Origin of the sequence: Tenacibaculum sp. Ill (assembly GCF_051938915.1) — a bacterium.
GTDB classification, from domain to species: Bacteria; Bacteroidota; Bacteroidia; order Flavobacteriales; family Flavobacteriaceae; genus Polaribacter; species Polaribacter larymnensis.
In genome coordinates this window covers 2,264,575-2,285,629 of the sequence record NZ_JBPSCW010000002.1, presented here as the reverse complement: position 1 = coordinate 2,285,629, position 21,055 = coordinate 2,264,575, and the positions used below count along the sequence as shown (strand labels likewise).

The window sequence follows — 21,055 nt, the reverse complement described above, 5'->3', positions numbered from 1 at the left end:
ACAGTGTTCCAGTTTTTATATGTCAAAAAAAATCCTGTAATTTTAGTTACAGGATTTTTTAACTTATTTTTTTGATTGTTTTAAAGCTGCTTTGATAAAGCTTACAAACAACGGGTGTGGATTTAACACCGTACTCTTGTATTCTGGATGATATTGAACTCCAACAAACCAAGGGTGTGAATCAATTTCAACAATTTCTACTAACCCTGTTTTAGGGTTAACACCTGCTGTTTTCATACCAGCATTTTCTAATTGTTCTTTATAATCGTTATTGTATTCGTATCTGTGACGGTGACGCTCACTTATTAATTCTTCTTTATATGCTTGAAAAACTTTAGAGTCTTGTGTTAATTGACAGTCCCAAGCACCTAAACGCATTGTTCCTCCTTTGTCAGTAACATTTTTTTGCTCTTCCATTAAGTTAATTACTGGATGTGCTACTTCAGGATTCATTTCAGTAGAGTTAGCTTCTTTAAGTCCTAACACATTTCTTGCAAATTCGATAACAGCCATTTGCATCCCTAAACAAATACCTAAAAAAGGTATGTTATTTTCACGTACATATTGTACTGCTGCAATTTTACCTTCAATTCCTCTATCACCAAATCCAGGGGCTACTAATACTCCATTTAATCCTTCTAGTTGTTTGGCAGCATTCTCTGGAGTTAACTCTTCAGAATGAATCCAACGAACGTTAACTTTTGTTTTATTGGTAGCAGCAGCTCCTGCGTGGATAAATGCTTCAGTAATTGATTTATACGAGTCGTGTAGCTCAACATATTTTCCTACCAAACCAATTTCAACAGAAGAAGTTGGATTTTTATGACGCTCTAAGAACTTATTCCATGTTTTTAAATTAGGTTGTTTACGTGTAGATAAATTTAACTTATCTAATACTACATAATCTAGCCCTTCTTTAAACATTAAGTTAGGAACATCGTAGATAGTCTCAGCATCTAATGACTGAATTACATTTTGCTTTTTAACATTACAAAATAAGGCTAATTTACGTTTAATGTCATCAGAGATTTCATGTTCTGAACGACATACTAAAATGTCTGGTTTTACACCACTTTGCATTAATGTTTTTACAGAGTGTTGTGTAGGTTTCGTTTTTAATTCACCTGCAGCTGCTAAATAAGGAACTAGAGTTAAATGGATAACAATTGCATTATCTTCCCCTAAATCCCACTGTAATTGACGAACAGCTTCTATATATGGTAAAGATTCAATATCACCAACGGTTCCTCCAATTTCAGTAATTACGATATCATAATCACCTGTATTACCTAAAATTTGGATTCTGTTTTTAATTTCATCAGTAATATGAGGAATAACTTGAACGGTTTTTCCTAAAAACTCTCCTTTACGCTCTTTGTTTATTACAGATTGATATATTCTTCCTGTAGTAACATTGTTAGCTTGTGAAGTTGGAATATTTAAATAACGTTCGTAGTGTCCTAAATCTAAATCGGTTTCAGCACCATCATCAGTTACATAACATTCTCCATGTTCATATGGGTTTAATGTTCCAGGATCTATATTAATATATGGATCTAACTTTTGAATGGTTACTGAGTATCCTCTTTCTTGTAATAATTTGGCTAAAGAAGCGGCTATAATTCCCTTCCCTAGTGATGAAGTTACGCCTCCGGTTACAAAAACGTATTTTGTGTTGTTCATGGTACTGTTAGGTTTGCGCAAAAGTAAGAAGTCTGGCAATTAGAACAAATAAAAAAGAGAAAAAACGTACAGAAAAATTATGTATGTTTGCCAAACAAACTTTTTTTTAAAAAAAATAAAATAAGGGTTTGTCAGACTGAAAAACTGTTGTATATTTGCCCACGCTTTTAGCAGACGGAATTTCACAAAAGCAAAACATTTTTAAAGAAGATATTTAAGATATACTGTAATGAGTAAAAGAACGTACCAACCATCGAAGAGAAAAAGAAGAAACAAACACGGTTTCCGCGAAAGAATGGCTTCTGCTAATGGACGTAAAGTATTAGCTAGAAGAAGAGCAAAAGGAAGAAAAAAGTTGTCTGTTTCATCTGAATCAAGACCAAAGAAATAATGATTAACTATTGTTAATATTTTAAAGGCGTTACTATTAAGTATCGCCTTTTTTTATAACCAAACAATTTTTATTTTTACACCACAACACAACACAGACTAAAATGCCTAAAAGACAAGACCTTAAATCGATTTTAATTATTGGATCAGGACCAATTGTTATTGGTCAAGCATGTGAATTTGATTATTCAGGTTCTCAAGCGTTAAGATCTTTGAGAGAAGATGGAATTGAAACCATCTTAATTAATTCGAATCCTGCAACAATTATGACAGATCCTTCGATGGCTGATCATGTATACTTGTTGCCGCTTAACACGAAGTCTATTGTTCAAATTTTAAAAGAACACCCACAAATTGATGCCGTTTTACCTACAATGGGAGGGCAAACTGCATTAAACCTTTGTATTGAAGCCGACGAAAAAGGAATTTGGGAAGACTTTGATGTTGAAATTATAGGAGTAGATATAGACGCCATTAATATTACAGAGGACAGAGATAAGTTCCGTTTATTAATGGAAGAAATTGGCGTGCCAATGGCGCCTCAAGCTACTGCAACATCTTTCTTAAAAGGAAAGGAAATAGCACAAGAATTCGGATTTCCACTATGTATTAGAGCGTCGTTTACCTTAGGAGGAGCAGGAGCGTCTATTGTATATGATGAAAAAGAATTTGAAGAATCATTATCAAGAGGGTTAGAAATTTCTCCAATTCATGAGGTAATGATTGATAAGGCAATGATGGGATGGAAAGAATACGAGTTAGAATTATTACGAGATGATAATGATAATGTTGTAATTATCTGTTCTATTGAAAACATGGACCCAATGGGAATCCATACAGGAGATTCTATTACAGTAGCTCCGGCCATGACATTATCGGACAAAACGTTCCAAAAAATGCGTGACATGGCAATTAAAATGATGCGTTCTATTGGTGAGTTTGCAGGAGGATGTAACGTTCAGTTTGCGGTTTCACCAGACGAGAAAGAGGATATTATTGCGATTGAGATTAACCCACGTGTATCTCGTTCATCAGCATTAGCATCAAAAGCAACTGGATACCCAATTGCAAAGATTGCTGCGAAATTAGCAACAGGTTATACTTTAGATGAGTTAGATAACCAAATTACTAAGTCTACTTCAGCTTTATTTGAGCCAACATTAGACTATGTAATCGTAAAAATACCTCGTTGGAACTTTGACAAGTTTGAAGGTTCTGACAGAACGTTAGGTTTACAGATGAAAGCGGTTGGAGAAGTAATGGGGATTGGACGTTCGTTCCAAGAAGCTTTACATAAAGCAACACAATCGTTAGAAATTAAACGTAACGGAATTGGAGCAGATGGTAAAGGTTATAAAGACTATAACCAGATTATAGATAAATTAAAGTATGCTTCTTGGGATAGAGTATTTGCTATTTATGACGCAATTCAAATGGGGATTCCGTTGAGTAAAATCCACGCAATTACTAAGATTGATATGTGGTATTTACGTCAATACGAAGAGTTATATATGTTAGAGAAAGAGATTTCTACATATACTGTTGATACACTTGATAGAGAACTATTATTAGAGGCTAAGCAAAAAGGGTATGGTGATCGTCAAATTGCTCACATGTTAGGATGCTTAGAAAGTGAAGTGTATAAAAAACGTGAAGAATTAAAAATAAAACGTGTATACAAGTTAGTAGATACTTGTGCTGCTGAGTTTAAAGCACAAACTCCTTACTACTATTCTACTTTTGAAAGTGAAATAGAAACTACTGAAGGTGAAGTTTCTGTGTCAAATGAAAGTGTAGTATCTGATAAGAAAAAAGTAATCGTATTAGGTTCAGGACCAAACAGAATCGGTCAAGGAATTGAATTTGATTACTGTTGTGTTCACGGTGTATATGCAGCGAAAGAATGTGGTTACGAAACTATTATGATTAACTGTAACCCTGAAACAGTTTCTACTGATTTTGATACGGCAGATAAATTATACTTTGAGCCAGTTTTCTGGGAACATATTTACGACATCATTAAACATGAGAAACCAGAAGGAGTTATAGTTCAGTTAGGAGGACAAACAGCTTTAAAATTAGCTGAAAAGTTAGAGCGTTATGGAATTCCGATTTTAGGAACAAGCTACAAAGCATTAGACTTAGCAGAAGATCGTGGAAGTTTCTCTAGCTTATTAAAAGAAAACAATATTCCTTATCCGGAGTTTGGAGTTGCAGAGAATGCTGATGAAGCCTTAGCTTTAGCTGATGAATTAGATTTTCCAATTTTAGTGCGTCCATCATATGTATTAGGAGGACAGGGAATGAAAATTGTGATTAATAAAGAGGAGTTATTAGAGCACGTTGTAGACTTATTACGTAAGATTCCTAATAATAAATTATTATTAGATCACTACTTGGAAGGAGCAATTGAAGCAGAAGCAGATGCAATTTGTGATGGTGAAAATGTATACATCATCGGAATTATGGAGCATATTGAGCCTTGTGGAATTCACTCAGGAGATTCAAATGCTACTTTACCAGCGTTTAATTTAGGAGAGTTAGTATTAGAACAAATTAGAGAGTATACTAAAACAATTGCTTTAGCGCTTGATACAGTTGGATTAATAAACATTCAGTTTGCAATTAAAGATGACAAAGTATATATCATTGAAGCAAATCCACGTGCATCTCGTACGGTTCCGTTTATAGCAAAAGCTTATAAAGAACCTTATGTAAATTATGCTACTAAGGTGATGTTAGGAGAGAAGAAAGTTACTGATTTTGATTTTAACCCTCAGTTAGAAGGTTTTGCAATTAAGCAACCTGTATTCTCTTTTAATAAGTTCCCGAATGTAAATAAGAACTTAGGACCAGAAATGAAATCTACTGGAGAAAGCATCTTATTTATTGAAAGTTTAAGAGACGATGCCTTTTACGATTTGTACGCAAGACGTAAAATGTACTTGAGTAAGTAAAAGCGTTTTAGAATTAAAATAGATAAAATCCGAAGTTTAATAAACTTCGGATTTTTTTATTGGTTTAAAAAGTTAACTAATTGCTTAGCGTCAATGGTATACCTTTTTTCAATAAGTTTTTCTTTTTCTAATTGTTTGATTTTTTCTTTTGAATAAACTTTGGCATCAAAGTTTTCTATATATCCATTTACTTTATAAATATAGATTTCAAGTTGTTTGATATTGCTTTTTTGAGTAAATTTTTTAGGTAAATTGATGTTTTCTGAGCCACTCTCTATAGTTTTTTCTATCTCTCGTTCTCCCACAGGTCTTATGGTCAGTGGATCATTCAATTCACTGTAAAAGAATAATTTTTCATTTTTATACGCTACTAAAAACATATCCGTAGGAATTTGAACATCAAATAACAAATTACCTTCATTTTGAGACTTCGAAATCAGTTGGTAATCCTCTTTTGTAAATTCAAAATTAACAGTGAAATAATAATCTTGTGTTTTAGAAATACTTTGTGATGAGTTAAAATCGCTTTGTGATTTTTTAGACGTATAATTTTTACAGTTTAAAGTGAGAAGTAGGAAAGTTAAAGGTAATAAAGCAAAATGTTTCATAATAAAGACTTTATAGTTTTTAAAATTAAGAATAACACGGATAAAATTAACCGTGTTATTCTTTTTTTTATAAAATTACTTATTAATACCATCCATAATCATGATACTTAAATGCATGTATATAATCTTTATACATTCCTTTTATGTACATGTTAGATGAGCCTGGCCACATGTAAGCAAACCAGTTAGTATTGTGTATAAATAAGTTGTCTTTTCCTGTTTTACGATTGTCTACAATTAATTTATCACTACTTCCAAGATTCCAGCCACCAATCCAGTCGCTTTGATAGTTTACACTTACTGTACTACCATTGGTAATTACACGTCCTAAGTATTGAGTAGACCAATCTTGATTATTGAATACATATAAATCATCTTTTCCATCACCATTAATATCAGCAACATAAAACTTATCACGGTTATTCATATTCCAACCTGGTAAAGCATCATTATATCTTTTAATATACTTGTATTCGTTTCCGTCAGATCTAAGTAATAATAGATATTCAGGTCCCCAGTTTGTACCATTAAAAATATAGACGTCATCTTTTCCGTCTCCATTAATGTCAGCAATATGGTATTTATCACCAGATTTGCTTGTCCAGCCTGGTAAACTAGCAAAATATTCTTTGGTTTTTGTTAGTGAGCTACCTGTAGATTTAAACATTCTGGTAACTTTAGAACTTGTATTGAATAATACCAACTCCTCTTTGTTGTCACCTGTATAATCGGCTACAAAATACTTATCAGTAGAACTCATGTAATGACCAGGTAAATATTTGTCGTACCTTCTTACATAAGAAAAGTTACTACCAGTTGACTTGAACATTCCCATATACCCTTGATTCCAGTTAGTAGCATTAAAAATGTAAAAATCATCTTTTCCATCTCCGTTAAAATCAGCAATAAAAAATTCATCACCATTACGCATCTGCCAACCAGGAAGGTTGTAATATATTTTTTTAACACATTCAAACCCGTCAGGAGTTGATTTTAATATTCCTAATCTTGAATATTGATTATTAGGATAGAATACAAGTAAGTCATCGTAGCCATCACCAGTAAAGTCTCCTACATAAAACTTGTCTTTTGAAGATACATACCATGTGCCACCTGAACCTTTAACCCTTTTTGTGGTTACATAAGAGTTAGCGGGACGCGTTATGTTTGCTCCACTACCTGTAAAACCTTTTGGGTGTTCGGTAGGGTAGGCTGCAATATAGTTTCCATAGTGAAGTACCACATCGTTATAGCTATTTCCTTGAAAATTACCTACTATTGGTTTGTTAAAATTGTAATTACTTTTTGATTTATTTCTCTTCCAGAATTCGTTATAACTTGGTGGATTAAAAAGGTTGGTGTTTCCTCTCATTGTGCTATTGGTTGAAGGACGGTAAATACACGTTGTATTATAGCGTCCACCTTCAAATCCATCTACATTATATTCTGATGGAGATCCAGTAGTTACAGTACTTCTAGCAAATTTATTCCACTTGTTTGGATTATTATTTTTATCAACATTAACTGCAGAAGGATTGGTTCCACTAAAACAACCAGGTCTAGAATATTCGTCGGCTAATTTACCAACGGAGTGCCCTAATTCATGTAATAATACATTGTTACTAGTAGATTTGGTAATAGATAAAACTTTACCATAAGAACAACCTCCAAAACCAGACTCATTTAAGATAACCACTACAAAATCAGCACCAGATAAACCAACTGTGCTTAAAGCGTTATTAATTTTGGTATCGGTGTTTCCAGATTTTGACATCCAACAACAATTCCAACATCCTGAATATCTAAAGTTTAGTGCTGTATTTCTACTACTAGCTGGATTGTTACTACAGTCGTCATTGTCACATGTGTATTGAGTTACTCCTGATTGACTTGAGTTTAAGTTTACTCTGTATACATTAAAAGCATCTTGTAATTCAGATAAAACATTATCTAAATTACCGTTTTCATGTGTAAACATTGCTTTAAAATAATCAGCAACTAAGTTGTTAAATTCAGTTTGGTTGGACGAAGTAAATCCATCCCCCATGAATACAATATCAAATTTTGATGCTGTACTTCCATTATAAAGTAAGATGCTTTTTGTTTGTGAATAAGCCGTAACAGCTAGAAAGGTCATTAATATTATTAGTGTTTTATGTAGGTTTTTCATTTTTTCTGATTATTGGTTAGTAATTTTTTTCAGTTTAGAAAAGTCAGCTTTAGGAGCTGTTCTTACGATTTGAAAAGAGGAGTTTAAATCACTTTTTCTTAATTGCTTCCTATTTACTTTTTGCAAAACATTTTTAGCCTTAGAAACATCTTTAAACTTAACTAATTTTAAATCTAATTTTTCTGAAGCTACTTTAGATTTGTATTTAATAGGCATCTTCACAGAAACATATGCTTCTTTTGCAGTAAACTCTTTATGATCACTTTTTTTAGGATCAAAAATTGTTCTATAACTAAGAGGATTTTCAAAAGTTTCAGCAAGCACAGTATTGTTATCATCTAGGCCTATGATAGCCCAATCTCCAGATTCTTCTGTAGGTAGAGAGTAACTACCTTCTGCTTCGGTTTTTGAGACAGGAGTAATTCCGTTATTAGTAATTTTATAGGTTACTACTAAATGTTTTTTACTTACCCTGTTTTTTTTGTTTTGTAATCTAAGTTCAGGAGATAGGTTGTCAATTTTTCTGATACTCCTAGCAGAAGCAGGTTTAATTCCTCCAGATTTACTCATTGCTGTAGTACCTCTAAACCTTACATTTTTAGGTTTAAAAGGATCTTTAACATTTTTTATGTTCTTAAAAGTGTTAATTCTTTTTACTTGAAGTAAGTTAGTACTGACTCCCAATTTAGGCTTGTTTTTGTCTATATTTTTGTTTTTATCATTTGTTTGTTTTAGTAAGAGTAATTTTGAAGTTTTTAGACTTACTAAATTGTTAGTAGTTTTAGAAATCATGTTTTTTTCTCCCTCTTTAGAGTCTATCTTATAAAAGTATTTGATGTTAGAAGGAATGATTTCTGAAAGGGCACGATCAACAGGTGTGTTTGCTAATTGACCTGTGACATTAAATTTTTTATTATCTCCAACTATAAATAAAAGAAAGTTTTGTTTAGAAAGCTCTTTTATAACTGAAGAAATAGGGGTTCTGTTTAATTTACCTGATAAGGTGTGGTTGTTAACGTTATACTTAATGTTTACTTGTTGTGAAAACAAATAATTAGTCATAAGTAAACAGATTACTACAATAGTTAGTTTTTTCATTACAGTGTTTTTAAGTTAATGAGTTGATTATTAGTTTACAAAGTTACTTTGAGACTTGTTTTTTAGGAGAATGCAAAAGAATGGTTTTAAAGGAGGGGTTTTCCCTCTTTTTCTATAGGTTATATATTGTAGGTATGATATATTTTTCCTTGAAAAGAAGAGTAAAAATATGGTTATAAGGAAGTAGGCCAATAATACATCATCCATATAACTACACAGTTATATGGATAAGTAAAAGTTAAATTAAAAAGTAGAATGTTTTATTCAAAAATAGCGACCGCTCTTACTGGCGATCCTGTTCCTCCTCTAATTTTTAAAGGTAAGGCTATAAAGCGAAATCTGCCTCTACCTATTAATTTATCAAGGTTTATCATGTTTTCATAATGAGTAAACCCCATTTCTCCACAAATATGATGTACTTTTTTGTTGGATACTTTAGGAACACCAGGAGACATAGTTTCTACACCAAAAGCAGCAATTTTTTGTTCTCCAAGCCAAGTGGCACATTCAGCTGTAATACCTGGGCCTTTTCCCCAGTTTTCAGTATTAAAATGTTTAGCGTAGTGGTTTGTACAAATAAGAACAGTATCACCTTTTTTTATGCTGAGTTTTTCTTTTTCTAACTGTTCTTTAACTTCTTCAGAAGTAATTAATTCCTGTAAGTTTTTATGAGAAAAATCTAAACAAATGCCTTCAGTATAAAACATAGAAAGTGGCATAGTATCTATCGATTTTCCTTCATGTTTAGCAGCCATATGGTTTAAAGCGTCAACATGAGTTCCTGTGTGTTCTCCCATTTCTAGTTTATATACAGCAGGAGTTTTAGTAGTAGGATTTTTAATTCCGTCCCATTCTTCATGGGTATTGTGCACAGACATTTTAACTTGTGGAAGACTTTTATAAACAGGCATTCCGTCAAAGATATCTTGACTTAAATCTATAATTTCAGTCATAGTTATAATTCAATCTTTACGTTATAATTTTTAAGCTCTTCGATGTAGTTTTGAGCAGTAAAATTATCATTATCAAACTTCTCTTGTCTATTTTTTTTCATCTTAATTCTATGGATAGCTTCTAGAAAACGACGCATTTCATTATCGTCATTAATAATAATTCCAGGAACTTTGGCATTGTCACCATTATCCTTTTTGGCAACCATAGTAAAATAAGAGGAATTACAGTGCTTGGTCTTTCCTGTTTGTATATTTTGTGCTTCCACACGTATACCAACTACCATTGAAGTTTTTCCAACATAATTAATAGAGGCCTTCATGGTAACTAATTCGCCTACTTCAATAGGATTTATAAAATTAACGGTATCTACAGATGCTGTTACACAATAGGTTCCTGAATGTTTAGAGGCACAAGCAAATGCAATTTGATCCATTAGTTTTAAAACGTATCCTCCGTGAATTTTACCACTAAAATTAGCATGAGAAGGAAGCATTAACTCAGAAATAGTAATGCGGGTATCTTCTATATTTCTATAAATATTATTGTTCATTATCTTTTCTTATTCCTCTAAAGTGAGGAGATTGTTCTTCTTCAACATGAGTTATAAAATATTTAGTGTCACCTAACCAAAAGAAAGTTCCAAAACGCTCTTTGTAAGTAACTTTTACATAGCGACCTTGGTATTCTTGAAGTTTCTCTATAACTTCTTTTTTGTTATCTTCTACAGAAAAGGCAAAAATTTGTGCCCCAGAAATACCTTGGCTAATTTCGCCTTCCCAAGTTTTTACTACTACACCTTTATAGCTAATTTTAATGAGTTCACCTGAGCGAACACCTTCACTATAAGGAACAAAATAAATAAAAGCATAGTATAGCGCTGCTATAAGAGCAATGCCAATTAAAATTAATCCTAAAATTTTTTTCATAGTAACATATTGAAGAATGTATAATAACAAAAGTAAGGTTTATATTTTGACTTGTAAAATGAATTGAAAGTGGTAAGTTTGTGATGCTTCAAAAAATGATTAATATGAATTATATTTTATTTGATGGTGATGTACGCACAGCCTTACTACCATTTACATATACGAGACCAGTAGCCGATATTAGAGTAGGGATTTTAACCATTAGAGAAAAGTGGGAAAAATACTTAGGTTTAACAACTACAACTGTAACGGAAGAGTATTTAGAAGAAAAATACCCTATGGTTGAAATGGAAGAAAATGTATTGTTAAATGCTTCTTTCTTACCAACTAAGCCCTTGGTTGAAATGGTAAAAAACCTGCAAGCTAATCAAGCTATTTTCAAAGGAGAGGATGTAATTGCTTTTTATGCTGCCGATACTCAAGAAGAAGTAGATTTTTCTTCTTATGAGCATATAGAGTTTGAAGATGATATAATTCAAATAAAAAATACTTGGGATATTTTCTCATTAAATGATAAAGCAATTAGAGCTGATTTTGATTTAATAACTGAAGGAAGAAAATCACAACCAATTCCTGAAACTGTTAACTGTGTTAATAGAAATGACATTTTTGTAGAAAAGGGAGCAAAATTAACTTTTGCTACGTTAAATGCTTCTACTGGACCAATTTATATTGGGAAGAAAGCTGAAATAATGGAAGGGGTAGTTGTACGAGGTGCTTTGGCTATGTGTGAAAATTCAGTATTAAAATTAGGAGCAAAAATTTATGGAGCTACCACTTTAGGTCCTTACTGCAAAGTAGGAGGAGAGGTAAACAATTCAGTATTATTTGGATATTCAAATAAGGGACATGACGGGTTTTTAGGAAACTCAGTATTAGGGGAGTGGTGTAATATAGGAGCAGATAGTAATAATTCGAACCTTAAAAATAACTATGCTGAAGTTAAGTTATGGAATTATGAAACTGGTCGTTTTGCTAAAACTGGATTACAATTCTGTGGATTAATGATGGGAGATCATTCAAAATGCGGAATTAATACGATGTTTAATACAGGAACAGTTGTTGGTGTTTCTGCGAACATTTTTGGCAGTGGGTTTCCAAGAAATTTTGTTCCTTCATTTAGTTGGGGAGGAGCTTCAGGGTTTACTGAATATAAAACAAATAAAGTCTTTGAAGTAGCCGATGTAGTAATGAAAAGACGAGGTATTGAGTTCGATGAGAGAGAAAAACAAATTCTAGAACACGTTTTTGAAGAAACAAAACAATATAGAAACTATTAAACTATAAGAAAAAGGCTTTACATTTTGTGAAGTCTTTTTTAGTTAAAAACGAATCCTGAAAACAAAATTAGGAGTTACTCCTAAAGACATTTTATCTACTTCTTTTAGTTTATATTCAATTTCATTATCTGAGTTTCTAATAGGAATAGCGTTATAAGTTCTACTTAAAATATTTTTATTATTGAAGATATTAAGTAAAGAGACCCCTAATTTACCTTTCCATCTTTTAGAAAAGTTAAAAGAATAGGTCATAGAAGCATCTATTCGACTATAATTAGGAAGTCTAAGTGCATTGATATTATCTGAGTCTAAGTTAATGTAAGGAGCCCCATCGTCATCAGTATAAAACTCTTTAACAGCAGTGTAAGGATTACCAGTTCTATAAATCCATCCAAGAGAGAATTCGTAATTATTTAACTTGTAGGCATGAGACCATGAAAAGTAGTTAGTAATATCGTGATTTGCAGGGAAAAACTTGTTTTCTAAATCTAAGAACTTAAATCTATTTTTAGTGTATGAATAATTAACCCAAGTTCTGTAATTATTAATTTTTTTATTAATTAGTAAATCAATACCATATACTTTGCCCTTACCATTAGAAAAGTCATCAGTTTGATCATTATATCCACTTGTTTGCGATGTCATACCGCTAACTTTTTTATAATATGGTTCAATATCTATTTTCCAATTATCTTTATTAAAAAGGATTCCAGTAGAAACCTGCAAACTTTTTTGCAGAGGAATATCGTCGTTATTAACTTGAGCCCATATTTGGTTTTCTAAATCAAAGCCTAAACTAGAGGTTTGAAATTCTATAATTTGACTTAATGTTTGATGTTTTTGCTCAAAAGAAGCTTTAATACTTAAGCTTGAAGCAAGTTTTTTCTCAAAATATAACCTAGGCTCTAAAACAAACTTGTCAATTTTAGAAAAGTAATTAAATCTAATTCCAGAGTTTATATTCCAATCATCATTATCGTATAAATATTCAGCAAAAATAGAATGAGTGTTGTTTGTTCCTTTATCTTTTTGTATTGAAGAGTATCGGTTTTCACCTTCTACGTCAGCTAAATATTTTAATTCATAAGCAGCTTTGGTTGATGTAAATTCATAACCCCAAAATAAATCTTTTCTATCATTAAAAGAGTAGTTCATGTTATATGAAATACCAAAATCAGTTAATGAGTTGTTTTTTGAAGACAATAAAATAAGGTAATCATCTATGTAATTGTAGTTACCAACATAATCTAAGTGAAAACTAGAAAAATAACTTTTTATACTGTGGGTCTTTTTTTCAGATGATTGTTTCTTCCAGTTTGCGCTTATACCAGTATTATCGATGTCTAATTTGTCATTGTACTTATCTTGGTATGTTGGAATTGTAAAATCATTAAACATTTGATTTCTTGTGTGTAAGAAACTGATGCTTAAAGACTCTTCTTCATTAGGTCTGTATATAAACTTGGTAGTATAGTCCGAAAACTTAAATTCGTTATCTCTTTCAAACTTAATACTTTTATCTATAATTTGGTTCTCTTGATTATCATCAAATGTTTGAAAAACACGCATAGACAACTTATCAAAAGTAAATGTCTTTAAAACATCAGAAAAAGACCTTCGAGCTGAAAAAGAAAGTGCAGTTTTTTCTGAAAAAGGAACAGTAATAAGGGCATCAGCATGCGTCATATTCAAACCAAAATTCCCTGTGATTTTTTCTGGTATTTTTTCTGTTGTTTTAATATCTATAACACCGGAAACTCTATTTCCATATCTGGCACCTGTACCACTTTTAGATAAGGTAACTTCTTTGGTTGTATATGGGTTAAAAGCAGAGATCATTCCAAAGAAATGCCCAGAATAATACATTTTTATACCATCCCACAAAACTAAGTTTTGATTAGGGGTACCACCTCTTATATAAATACCTGCTGCTGTTTCGTTAGGACTTTGAACACCAGGGATAATTTTTAAACTCTCTAACACATCTGGTTCTGTTAAACCAGGAAGAACACCTAATTGTTTAGGAAGTATGGATATAGTTCCATTTTTCTTTTTATTAATACCAGAGGTAATATAGTTTGTTACAAGTATCTCTTTTAAAAGATTGTACTCATTAAGTTTAAAATTAGAATTTTTAGTTATGTAATAATAACGCTCATTAATTTGGTTAAAAATTAAAGGAGTTTGGCGTTCAATTTCACCTATAAGGTATACTAGCTCACATTTTTTCTTTTTAAAAGAAAAGTTTTTTCCACGAATTATCTCTGTATTAAAAGAAAACTTTACGCCAAAATTGGTTTCTGTTTCTTTTAATACATCCAACAAAGGTGTATCAATAAAAGAAATGTCTACCTTTTCTTGAGAAAAAATAGACATCGCTAAGCATATAAAAAGTATACTTAATTTTATCTTCATTTACTATATGTCAATACAACTGAACTATTTTCTGCTAATTTATAAGAAATTTTCATAGGAGCAAAAACAGTTTGCAATGCTATATTAACATCTTCATGTGTAAAAGTACCTGTAAAACGTTGAGAGGTATCTATTCTTGAAGCGTCAAATTTTAATTTGAATTGATTTTCTAAAGCTTTTATAACTTGATGTAAAGGGGTGTTGTTAAAAGAACTTTCACCTTTTACCCAAGAAGGAGTAGTATCTACAAACTCCCATTTTTCACTAGAGTTACTATAGTTTCTGAAGGCTTTACCTTTGGTTAAAATAACTTCCTCTTTATTTTTTGAAGTAACTTTTACTTTACCTTCGAAACATTTAACTTCAAAATAGTTTTCAGAAGTATTTACAGTAAACTTAGTTCCTAGTACAGTTACATTACCTTCATTTGATTTTACAGTAAAAGACTTACCTTTTTCTACTTCAAAATAAGCTTTACCTTTTAATGATAATTCTCTTTTATCATCCCAATTTCTTTTTTTGTATGTTATTTCAGATTTTGGTGATAAATGGGCTTTAGAATTATCAGGTAAAGTAATTGTTAGTTGTTCTCCATAATTTGTTGAAAAATCAGTTGTATTATAATTAAAGTATAAAAAACTAATCAACAATGCTATAGAGGCAACTGCACCATACATCCAAGTAGGAATTAACTTTACTACTTTTTTGTTAGTTTTTGCTGGCTCTAAGTTTGTTTTTATTTTATTAAAAGCTTCTTCTTTATTATAAGAAGGAGTTTTTAATAATTGTGAAGCATCATCAATAGCTTTGAATTGATGATAAACTTCGGATTGTTGAAACTCTTTCAATTCATCAGCAGACAGCTCATTGGCTATCCATCTGGCTAAAAAAGTTTCATCTTTATAATTTATTTTCATTTCCTATTATTCGTGCTATTTGTATTAAAAACAAGTAAAAGACTAATTACCCTACTACAAATATTACTTTTTATTAGACTTTACCTATTTGCTCTTTTAAAGTAAGCAGAGCTTTGCTCATTCTTTTTTCTACTGCTTTCACCGAAACTCCAACTATATCTGCAATCTCACTGTACTTTTTCTTGTCTATTCGACTGAGTAAAAAAACTTCTCTTTGTTTTTCTGGTAAGTCGGCAATTGCTTTTTTTAATTTTGTGTGAAATTCTTCTTCTTCTAAAAGAAATTGAGGTGTTTCATTAGTTTTACCAGAAGAAACACTTTGCTTTTGATGTTCTAATACAACCTTTTTATGAGCTACATCATTTAAAAAATGGTTATTAGCTACAGTATATAGATAAGATTTTGCTTTTTCAAAAAAAACTTTAGAGCAATTATTCCATAATTTTATATACGCTTCTTGTACGATATCTTCAGCTTGCTGAGTATCACCGCACTTATAGTATATATAGTTTCTTAATGTTTGTGAGTGCTGATTAAAAATTTCTTTAAAATTATTCTGCTCACAAACAGACTTTAAGGGTTCTTTATTCATTTAGATTAATTTCCTAATCAACAACAAATGTATGAAAATGTAATTAAGAGGTTAAAAAATTATTAATATAACTTGTAAATTGGTAATTTCTTGTGTGCTTTTTCGTAATGTGGAGTTTTTTTGTAAACCCAATACAACTGTGCTTGCGGATTCTTAGCAAAATCGTCTTCAGACTTTAATTTTTCTAAAAACTCTTGTTTTATAATAGGGTTGTTGTTTAAAAACTCCTCAGCAATATCTTCAAAAACATAAGAAGAGTATCCTTCTTTTTGTTGTAAGGTGGTATCAAAAAAGTTCCAGTTAAAGAAAGAATCAGGAGCTTCAGCCTCTAAGGTTTCTATTATATAACGTATTCCTGTTTGATTTGTAGGAATATAAATATCTCCTTTAGAAAATTTAATTTGTTGATTTTTTGTTCTTGCCACTTCAGTATTGTAGTGTAAATAATGACCTTCGTATGCCATTTTTCGAGTTTCAAATTCTTTGATGTGTTGAACTTCGACAGTTAATAAGGTATCTTTATCAAAACGAGTAAATTCAATTTTATTATTTTGTAATCGATCTACAACATTATGCCAACCTTGTTCTAATATATAGGCTTTAGGTATGGTGATTTCTTTGGTAGGAACAAAGTTGTTATAATAAGAAATTTTTTTATTGTAAGGTTTTTTTCTATCATAAAACAAACGTTTTCCTTTGGTAACTTTACTGTCTATAAAAGTTCCTTCATACCCCTTAAAATCAAGAGCTGTAGGATTATTCTTATCAACTGTAAATACAACGGGGTACGTTTTCTTGTTTATGATTACATCAACAGCATTTTTTCGCATACCTTTTATTTTGCCGCTGTTTTCTTCAGAAAAATCTAAAGTAGAAAATAATAGTTCATAAGTTTGTTCTACTCTAATTTTATACGGTTTTAACATATGAGTTTCAACCATTAATCCTAAGGTATTGAAGAGGGTAGTATAGCCAGTAGAATATCTAGGTGAATCGAAAAACTGTGACCAACCACTTTCTGGAGTTGTTCCCCAAACATTTACATAAGGAGTAATAATAATGTCTTTCTCAGCCAAAGACTGTTCTATTTCAGGACGCATTTTAGTTTCAACAAATTCACCAAGTTTTCCTCCCAATTTATTATGCTGTGTGAATAAATGTGTAATAGCATATTGATAATCTGCACCATTACTTACATGATTGTCAATAAAAACATCGGGATTTATAGTGTGAAAAATCTCAGCAAAAGTGGCGGCGTTTTTGGTATCCTGTTTAATAAAGTCACGATTCAAATCGTAATTACGAGCATTTCCTCTAAAACCATATTCTTTTGGGCCATTTTGGTTGGCTCTTGTGTGTGAATTTCTGTTTAGCGCACCACCTATATTGTAGACAGGAATAATACAGATTAAAGAATTTTTATATTTGTTTTTTAAAGAGTCATTTTGAACAATGTTTCTTAATAGTAACATTGATGCATCAATCCCGTCAGATTCTCCAGGATGAATACCGTTATTAATTAAAACTCTATTTTTTGAAGAGCTCTTGAGTGTTTTAATATTGGTTTTTCCATCGGCATTGAAAACAACTAAATGTAAAGGTTTCCCAATATCTGTATTACCCATTTCAAACAAAGAAATTTCAGGATATATTTCAGCTAAACGTTTATAAAAAGAAATTACTTCTTGATATGTAGGAGTTTCTGTTCCGTTAGATGTTTCAAACAGTGTAGTGAAATTGTTATTCTTTTTTGTTGATTCTGGTTTACAAGCAACAGTAATTATTAGGAATAGTACAAATAGCTTTCTCAAAGTAATGTATTTTAAAAGTTTAAATTCTAACTGCGTCAGGTACTAATCCTGTGTAATCACCATTGTTTCTGATTACATCTCTTACAATTGATGAAGAAATATAACTTTTACCCGAAGAGGTTAGTAAAAATACAGTCTCTATTTCAGAAAGTTTTCTATTGGTGTGTGCAATCGCTTTTTCAAACTCAAAATCGGCAGGGTTACGTAAACCTCTTAAAATAAATTGAGCTTCTTGCTCTTTACAAAAGTTAACGGTAAGTCCGCTGTAGGTAAGTACTTTTATTTTTGGTTCGTGTTTAAAAGTCTCTTCTATAAAATGTTGACGTTCTTCTAATGAAAACATGTACTTTTTATCTGCATTTACACCAATTGCAATGATTAGCTCATCAAAAAGGGTAACACCACGTTCAATAATATCTAAGTGTCCTAAAGTTATTGGATCAAAAGACCCAGGGAAAATTGCTCTTTTCATTATATTTTGTCATTTAAAGCCATTTCAATAGCATTTCCGAATAATTCTGTTAAAGAAATGCCTGCATGATTGGCTTGCTGTGGTAAAATACTTGCCTCAGTTAATCCTGGAACAGTATTCATTTCTATAAAATGTGGTTCATCATTAACTAAAATATATTCAGAACGAGAAAAACCACGCATGTTTAAAATTTCATATACACGTTTAGCTACTTCTTTAACTCTTTTTCTATGAGAGTCAGTTAAACGTGCAGGAGTAATTTCTTGTGACTCTCCTTCATATTTAGCTTTGTAATCGAAGAAATCATTTTCAGAAACAATTTCAGTCATAGGAAGAACTTTTGTGGCTCCTTTATATTGAATTACTCCAACAGAAACTTCAGTTCCGTCTAAAAAACTTTCAATTAATATTTCAGTATCTTCTTCGTATGCTTTTTCTATAGCAGGAATTAACTCTTCTTTAGTATATACTTTAGATATACCAAAACTAGAACCCGCACCATTTGGTTTTACAAAGCAAGGAAGTCCCACTTTTTTTATGAAAGCATCACAATCTATTTCATCACCTTTGTTTAAGTATATAGAAATAGCTGTTGCTATTCCGTATTGTTTTACTACGCTTAAGGTATCACGTTTATTAAAAGTTAAGGCCATTTGATAGAATGGGGCAGAGGTGTGTTTTATGCCAATAAGATCAAAATAGGCTAAGATAATTCCGTTTTCTCCTGGTGTACCGTGAATAGCATTAAAAACACAATCGAATGTGATTTTTTTCTCCTCAACTTCAACTGAAAAATCTTTTTTATTTATCGGGTACTCTACGTCATTATCATCAACATATACCCATCTGTTTTCTAAAATATGAACTTTAAAAGCGTTATACTTTTCTTTATCAATATGTTTGTAAACTACATTACCACTTTTTAGAGAAATTCCTACTTCTGAGGAATAACCTCCCATAATAATAGCGATGTTTTTTTTCACTTCAAATGTATTTCAATTACTGTTTTTATCATTGTTTATCTAAAATCCAATCGTTGGATTATACAAACTTACCAAAAAAACTCGTTTAAGACTTATTGAATTTAAAATAGTAATATTTTTACTGTAAATTTGTGCGATCTTACAAAAAAATGATATGAGTAATTTAACAGGAAAGTTTGGAGGTTTATTTGAATTTATTAAAAGTAAATCTTTCTTAAAGAACATAATTATAGCAGTTGTTTCAATACTAGTTTTTGTATTTGTTTTACAATGGTGGTTAGGAGTTACAACAAATCACAGTCAAAAAATACAAGTACCTGACCTACATAAAATGTCGTTAGCTGATGTTGAACAGAAACTAAATGAATTAAATTTAGATTTTGTGGTAATTGATAGTGCAAGCTATAATCCTGAATATCCAAAAAAGTCAATTATTGAACAAGATCCAGAAGCAGGCGATTTTGTAAAAGAAAAACGTAAAATATACTTAACATTAAACCCATCTAAATACAGAGATGTTGAAGTGCCTAATTTAAACGGACGTACAAGACGTCAGGCAACAACACATTTACGTTCAATAGGGTTTAAAGTAGGTACAAAGGTCACTTGGGTTCATGATATAGGAAAAGATGTAGTTCGTGGATTAAAGCATAATGGACAAAAAATTGAGCCAGGGACTAAATTACCAAAACAAACAACCATCGACTTGATTTTAGGTGATGGTAATGGATACTAATTTTTATAACTGATTGATGCAGGAAGATAATACTCCAGAGATAGAGAATGATGATTTATACGAACATCATAGGTTTGTAGCAACAGATGGTCAAGTACCATTACGAGTAGATAAGTTTTTAATGAATTTTATTGAAAATGCTACTCGAAACAAAATACAGCAAGCAGCAAAAGCAGGAAATGTTTTAGTAAATGATGTTGCTGTAAAACCAAACTACAAAGTGAAACCTAAGGATGTTGTTAGAGTGGTATTAACATATCCACCTCACGAAAACTTATTAGTAGCAGAAGATATTCCTATTGATATAGTATATGAGGATGATGAAGTAATAGTGGTGAACAAGCCAGCAGGTATGGTAGTACATCCTGGTCATGGAAATTATTCAGGTACGTTAGTAAATGGACTGATTCATCATATAGAAAACTTACCAAAAAACTCTAATGAGCGCCCCGGTTTAGTACATCGAATTGATAAAGATACTAGTGGGTTACTAGTTGTTGCAAAAACTGAGTTTGCAATGGCTCATTTATCTAAGCAATTTTTTGATCGTACTACAGAACGTTTATACTACGCTTTAGTTTGGGGGAATATAGAAGAGGATGAAGGAACTATTGAAGGAAATATAGGGCGTAGCTTTAAAAATCGCTTACAAATGGATGTTTTCCCAAATGGAGAGCATGGTAAGCATGCAGTAACCCATTATAAAGTGTTAGAAAGACTTACGTATGTAACCTTGGTACAATGTAAATTAGAAACGGGTAGAACACATCAAATTAGAGCCCACTTTAAGCATATCGGTCATACACTTTTTAACGATGAGCGTTATGGAGGTAATGCCATTTTAAAGGGAACTACGTTTACTAAATACAAACAATTTGTAGATAATTGTTTTAAAGTATTACCAAGACAAGCTTTACATGCAAAAACACTAGGTTTTACACATCCAATTACAGGCGAATTTCTAAAGTTTGATTCTGAAGTACCAGAAGATATTACCGCTTGTTTAGAGAAATGGCGTACGTATTCTGAACATTCTAAATTGGAAGAATAAAAACTTACTCAA

At 31.4% G+C, this 21,055-nt stretch carries 18 protein-coding genes; 5 read left to right on the top strand and 13 right to left on the bottom strand.

The features are described from left to right. Window positions 1-63 precede the first annotated feature (63 nt). Window positions 64-1,683 (bottom strand): CTP synthase, encoded by a 1,620-nt coding sequence (locus tag ACTPNM_RS10700; RefSeq protein WP_415268953.1) that lies wholly within the window; start codon window positions 1,681-1,683, stop codon window positions 64-66. Between the two features lie 229 nt (window positions 1,684-1,912). On the opposite strand from ACTPNM_RS10700, the gene rpmH reads away from it, so the two are divergent. Together rpmH and carB are read left to right on the top strand one after the other, a co-directional pair. Next, window positions 1,913-2,074, top strand: a complete 162-nt coding sequence (rpmH, locus tag ACTPNM_RS10695) for a 50S ribosomal protein L34 (RefSeq protein ID WP_028891113.1) — start codon at window positions 1,913-1,915, stop codon at window positions 2,072-2,074. A 103-nt stretch (window positions 2,075-2,177) separates the two neighbouring features. Further along, entirely contained in the window at window positions 2,178-5,030 is a 2,853-nt protein-coding gene (gene carB / locus ACTPNM_RS10690) for a carbamoyl-phosphate synthase large subunit (RefSeq protein ID WP_440121759.1), read from the top strand. A 56-nt stretch (window positions 5,031-5,086) separates the two neighbouring features. Here the strand turns inward: carB and ACTPNM_RS10685 are convergent, their stop codons facing one another. The 6 genes from ACTPNM_RS10685 to ACTPNM_RS10660 form a co-directional block, all read right to left on the bottom strand. Next, entirely contained in the window at window positions 5,087-5,638 is a 552-nt protein-coding gene (locus tag ACTPNM_RS10685; RefSeq protein WP_440121758.1) for a hypothetical protein, read from the bottom strand. A gap of 82 nt (window positions 5,639-5,720) precedes the next feature. Then, a complete protein-coding gene (locus ACTPNM_RS10680) occupies window positions 5,721-7,808 on the bottom strand; it encodes a M64 family metallopeptidase (RefSeq protein ID WP_440121757.1) in 2,088 nt (695 codons plus the stop codon). A gap of 9 nt (window positions 7,809-7,817) precedes the next feature. Beyond that, complete coding sequence (locus ACTPNM_RS10675; protein ID WP_440121756.1) at window positions 7,818-8,906, bottom strand: hypothetical protein; 1,089 nt, start codon at window positions 8,904-8,906, stop codon at window positions 7,818-7,820. 260 nt (window positions 8,907-9,166) lie between these two features. Next, a complete protein-coding gene (locus ACTPNM_RS10670) occupies window positions 9,167-9,859 on the bottom strand; it encodes a cyclase family protein (protein WP_274640023.1) in 693 nt (230 codons plus the stop codon). A 2-nt stretch (window positions 9,860-9,861) separates the two neighbouring features. Beyond that, entirely contained in the window at window positions 9,862-10,410 is a 549-nt protein-coding gene (locus ACTPNM_RS10665) for an acyl-CoA thioesterase (RefSeq protein ID WP_440121755.1), read from the bottom strand. Then, window positions 10,400-10,786 (bottom strand): 6-phosphogluconate dehydrogenase, encoded by a 387-nt coding sequence (locus tag ACTPNM_RS10660; protein ID WP_274640022.1) that lies wholly within the window; start codon window positions 10,784-10,786, stop codon window positions 10,400-10,402. Before ACTPNM_RS10660 ends, ACTPNM_RS10665 begins: the two co-directional genes overlap by 11 nt. Before the next feature lie 104 nt (window positions 10,787-10,890). Here ACTPNM_RS10660 and ACTPNM_RS10655 point away from each other — a divergent pair, with 104 nt between their 5' ends. Beyond that, window positions 10,891-12,066 carry a GlmU family protein gene (locus ACTPNM_RS10655; RefSeq protein WP_274640021.1) on the top strand — a complete coding sequence of 392 codons (1,176 nt, stop codon included), beginning with the start codon at window positions 10,891-10,893 and terminating at the stop codon, window positions 12,064-12,066. A 42-nt stretch (window positions 12,067-12,108) separates the two neighbouring features. Here ACTPNM_RS10655 and ACTPNM_RS10650 read toward each other — a convergent pair whose 3' ends face one another. From ACTPNM_RS10650 to ACTPNM_RS10625, 6 genes are all read right to left on the bottom strand, one after another. Then, window positions 12,109-14,481 carry a TonB-dependent receptor plug domain-containing protein gene (locus ACTPNM_RS10650; RefSeq protein WP_440121753.1) on the bottom strand — a complete coding sequence of 791 codons (2,373 nt, stop codon included), beginning with the start codon at window positions 14,479-14,481 and terminating at the stop codon, window positions 12,109-12,111. After that, a complete protein-coding gene (locus ACTPNM_RS10645) occupies window positions 14,478-15,398 on the bottom strand; it encodes a FecR family protein (RefSeq protein WP_440121752.1) in 921 nt (306 codons plus the stop codon). Before ACTPNM_RS10645 ends, ACTPNM_RS10650 begins: the two co-directional genes overlap by 4 nt. Window positions 15,399-15,471: 73 nt before the next feature. Beyond that, complete coding sequence (locus ACTPNM_RS10640) at window positions 15,472-15,990, bottom strand: RNA polymerase sigma factor (RefSeq protein ID WP_440121750.1); 519 nt, start codon at window positions 15,988-15,990, stop codon at window positions 15,472-15,474. 62 nt (window positions 15,991-16,052) lie between these two features. Further along, window positions 16,053-17,801, bottom strand: a complete 1,749-nt coding sequence (locus ACTPNM_RS10635; RefSeq protein ID WP_440121749.1) for a M14 family metallopeptidase — start codon at window positions 17,799-17,801, stop codon at window positions 16,053-16,055. Between the two features lie 19 nt (window positions 17,802-17,820). Then, window positions 17,821-18,273 carry a pantetheine-phosphate adenylyltransferase gene (gene coaD, locus ACTPNM_RS10630; RefSeq protein WP_440121748.1) on the bottom strand — a complete coding sequence of 151 codons (453 nt, stop codon included), beginning with the start codon at window positions 18,271-18,273 and terminating at the stop codon, window positions 17,821-17,823. Continuing rightward, entirely contained in the window at window positions 18,273-19,256 is a 984-nt protein-coding gene (locus ACTPNM_RS10625) for a D-alanine--D-alanine ligase (RefSeq protein WP_440121747.1), read from the bottom strand. The genes coaD and ACTPNM_RS10625 overlap by 1 nt, the downstream gene beginning before the upstream one ends. 154 nt (window positions 19,257-19,410) lie before the next feature. Between ACTPNM_RS10625 and ACTPNM_RS10620 the strand changes: the two genes are divergently transcribed. Together ACTPNM_RS10620 and ACTPNM_RS10615 are read left to right on the top strand one after the other, a co-directional pair. Then, on the top strand, window positions 19,411-19,992 hold the full coding sequence (locus ACTPNM_RS10620; RefSeq protein ID WP_440121746.1) for a PASTA domain-containing protein: 582 nt from the start codon (window positions 19,411-19,413) through the stop codon (window positions 19,990-19,992). A gap of 16 nt (window positions 19,993-20,008) precedes the next feature. Further along, on the top strand, window positions 20,009-21,043 hold the full coding sequence (locus ACTPNM_RS10615) for an RluA family pseudouridine synthase (RefSeq protein ID WP_440121745.1): 1,035 nt from the start codon (window positions 20,009-20,011) through the stop codon (window positions 21,041-21,043). Window positions 21,044-21,055: the final 12 nt, after the last annotated feature.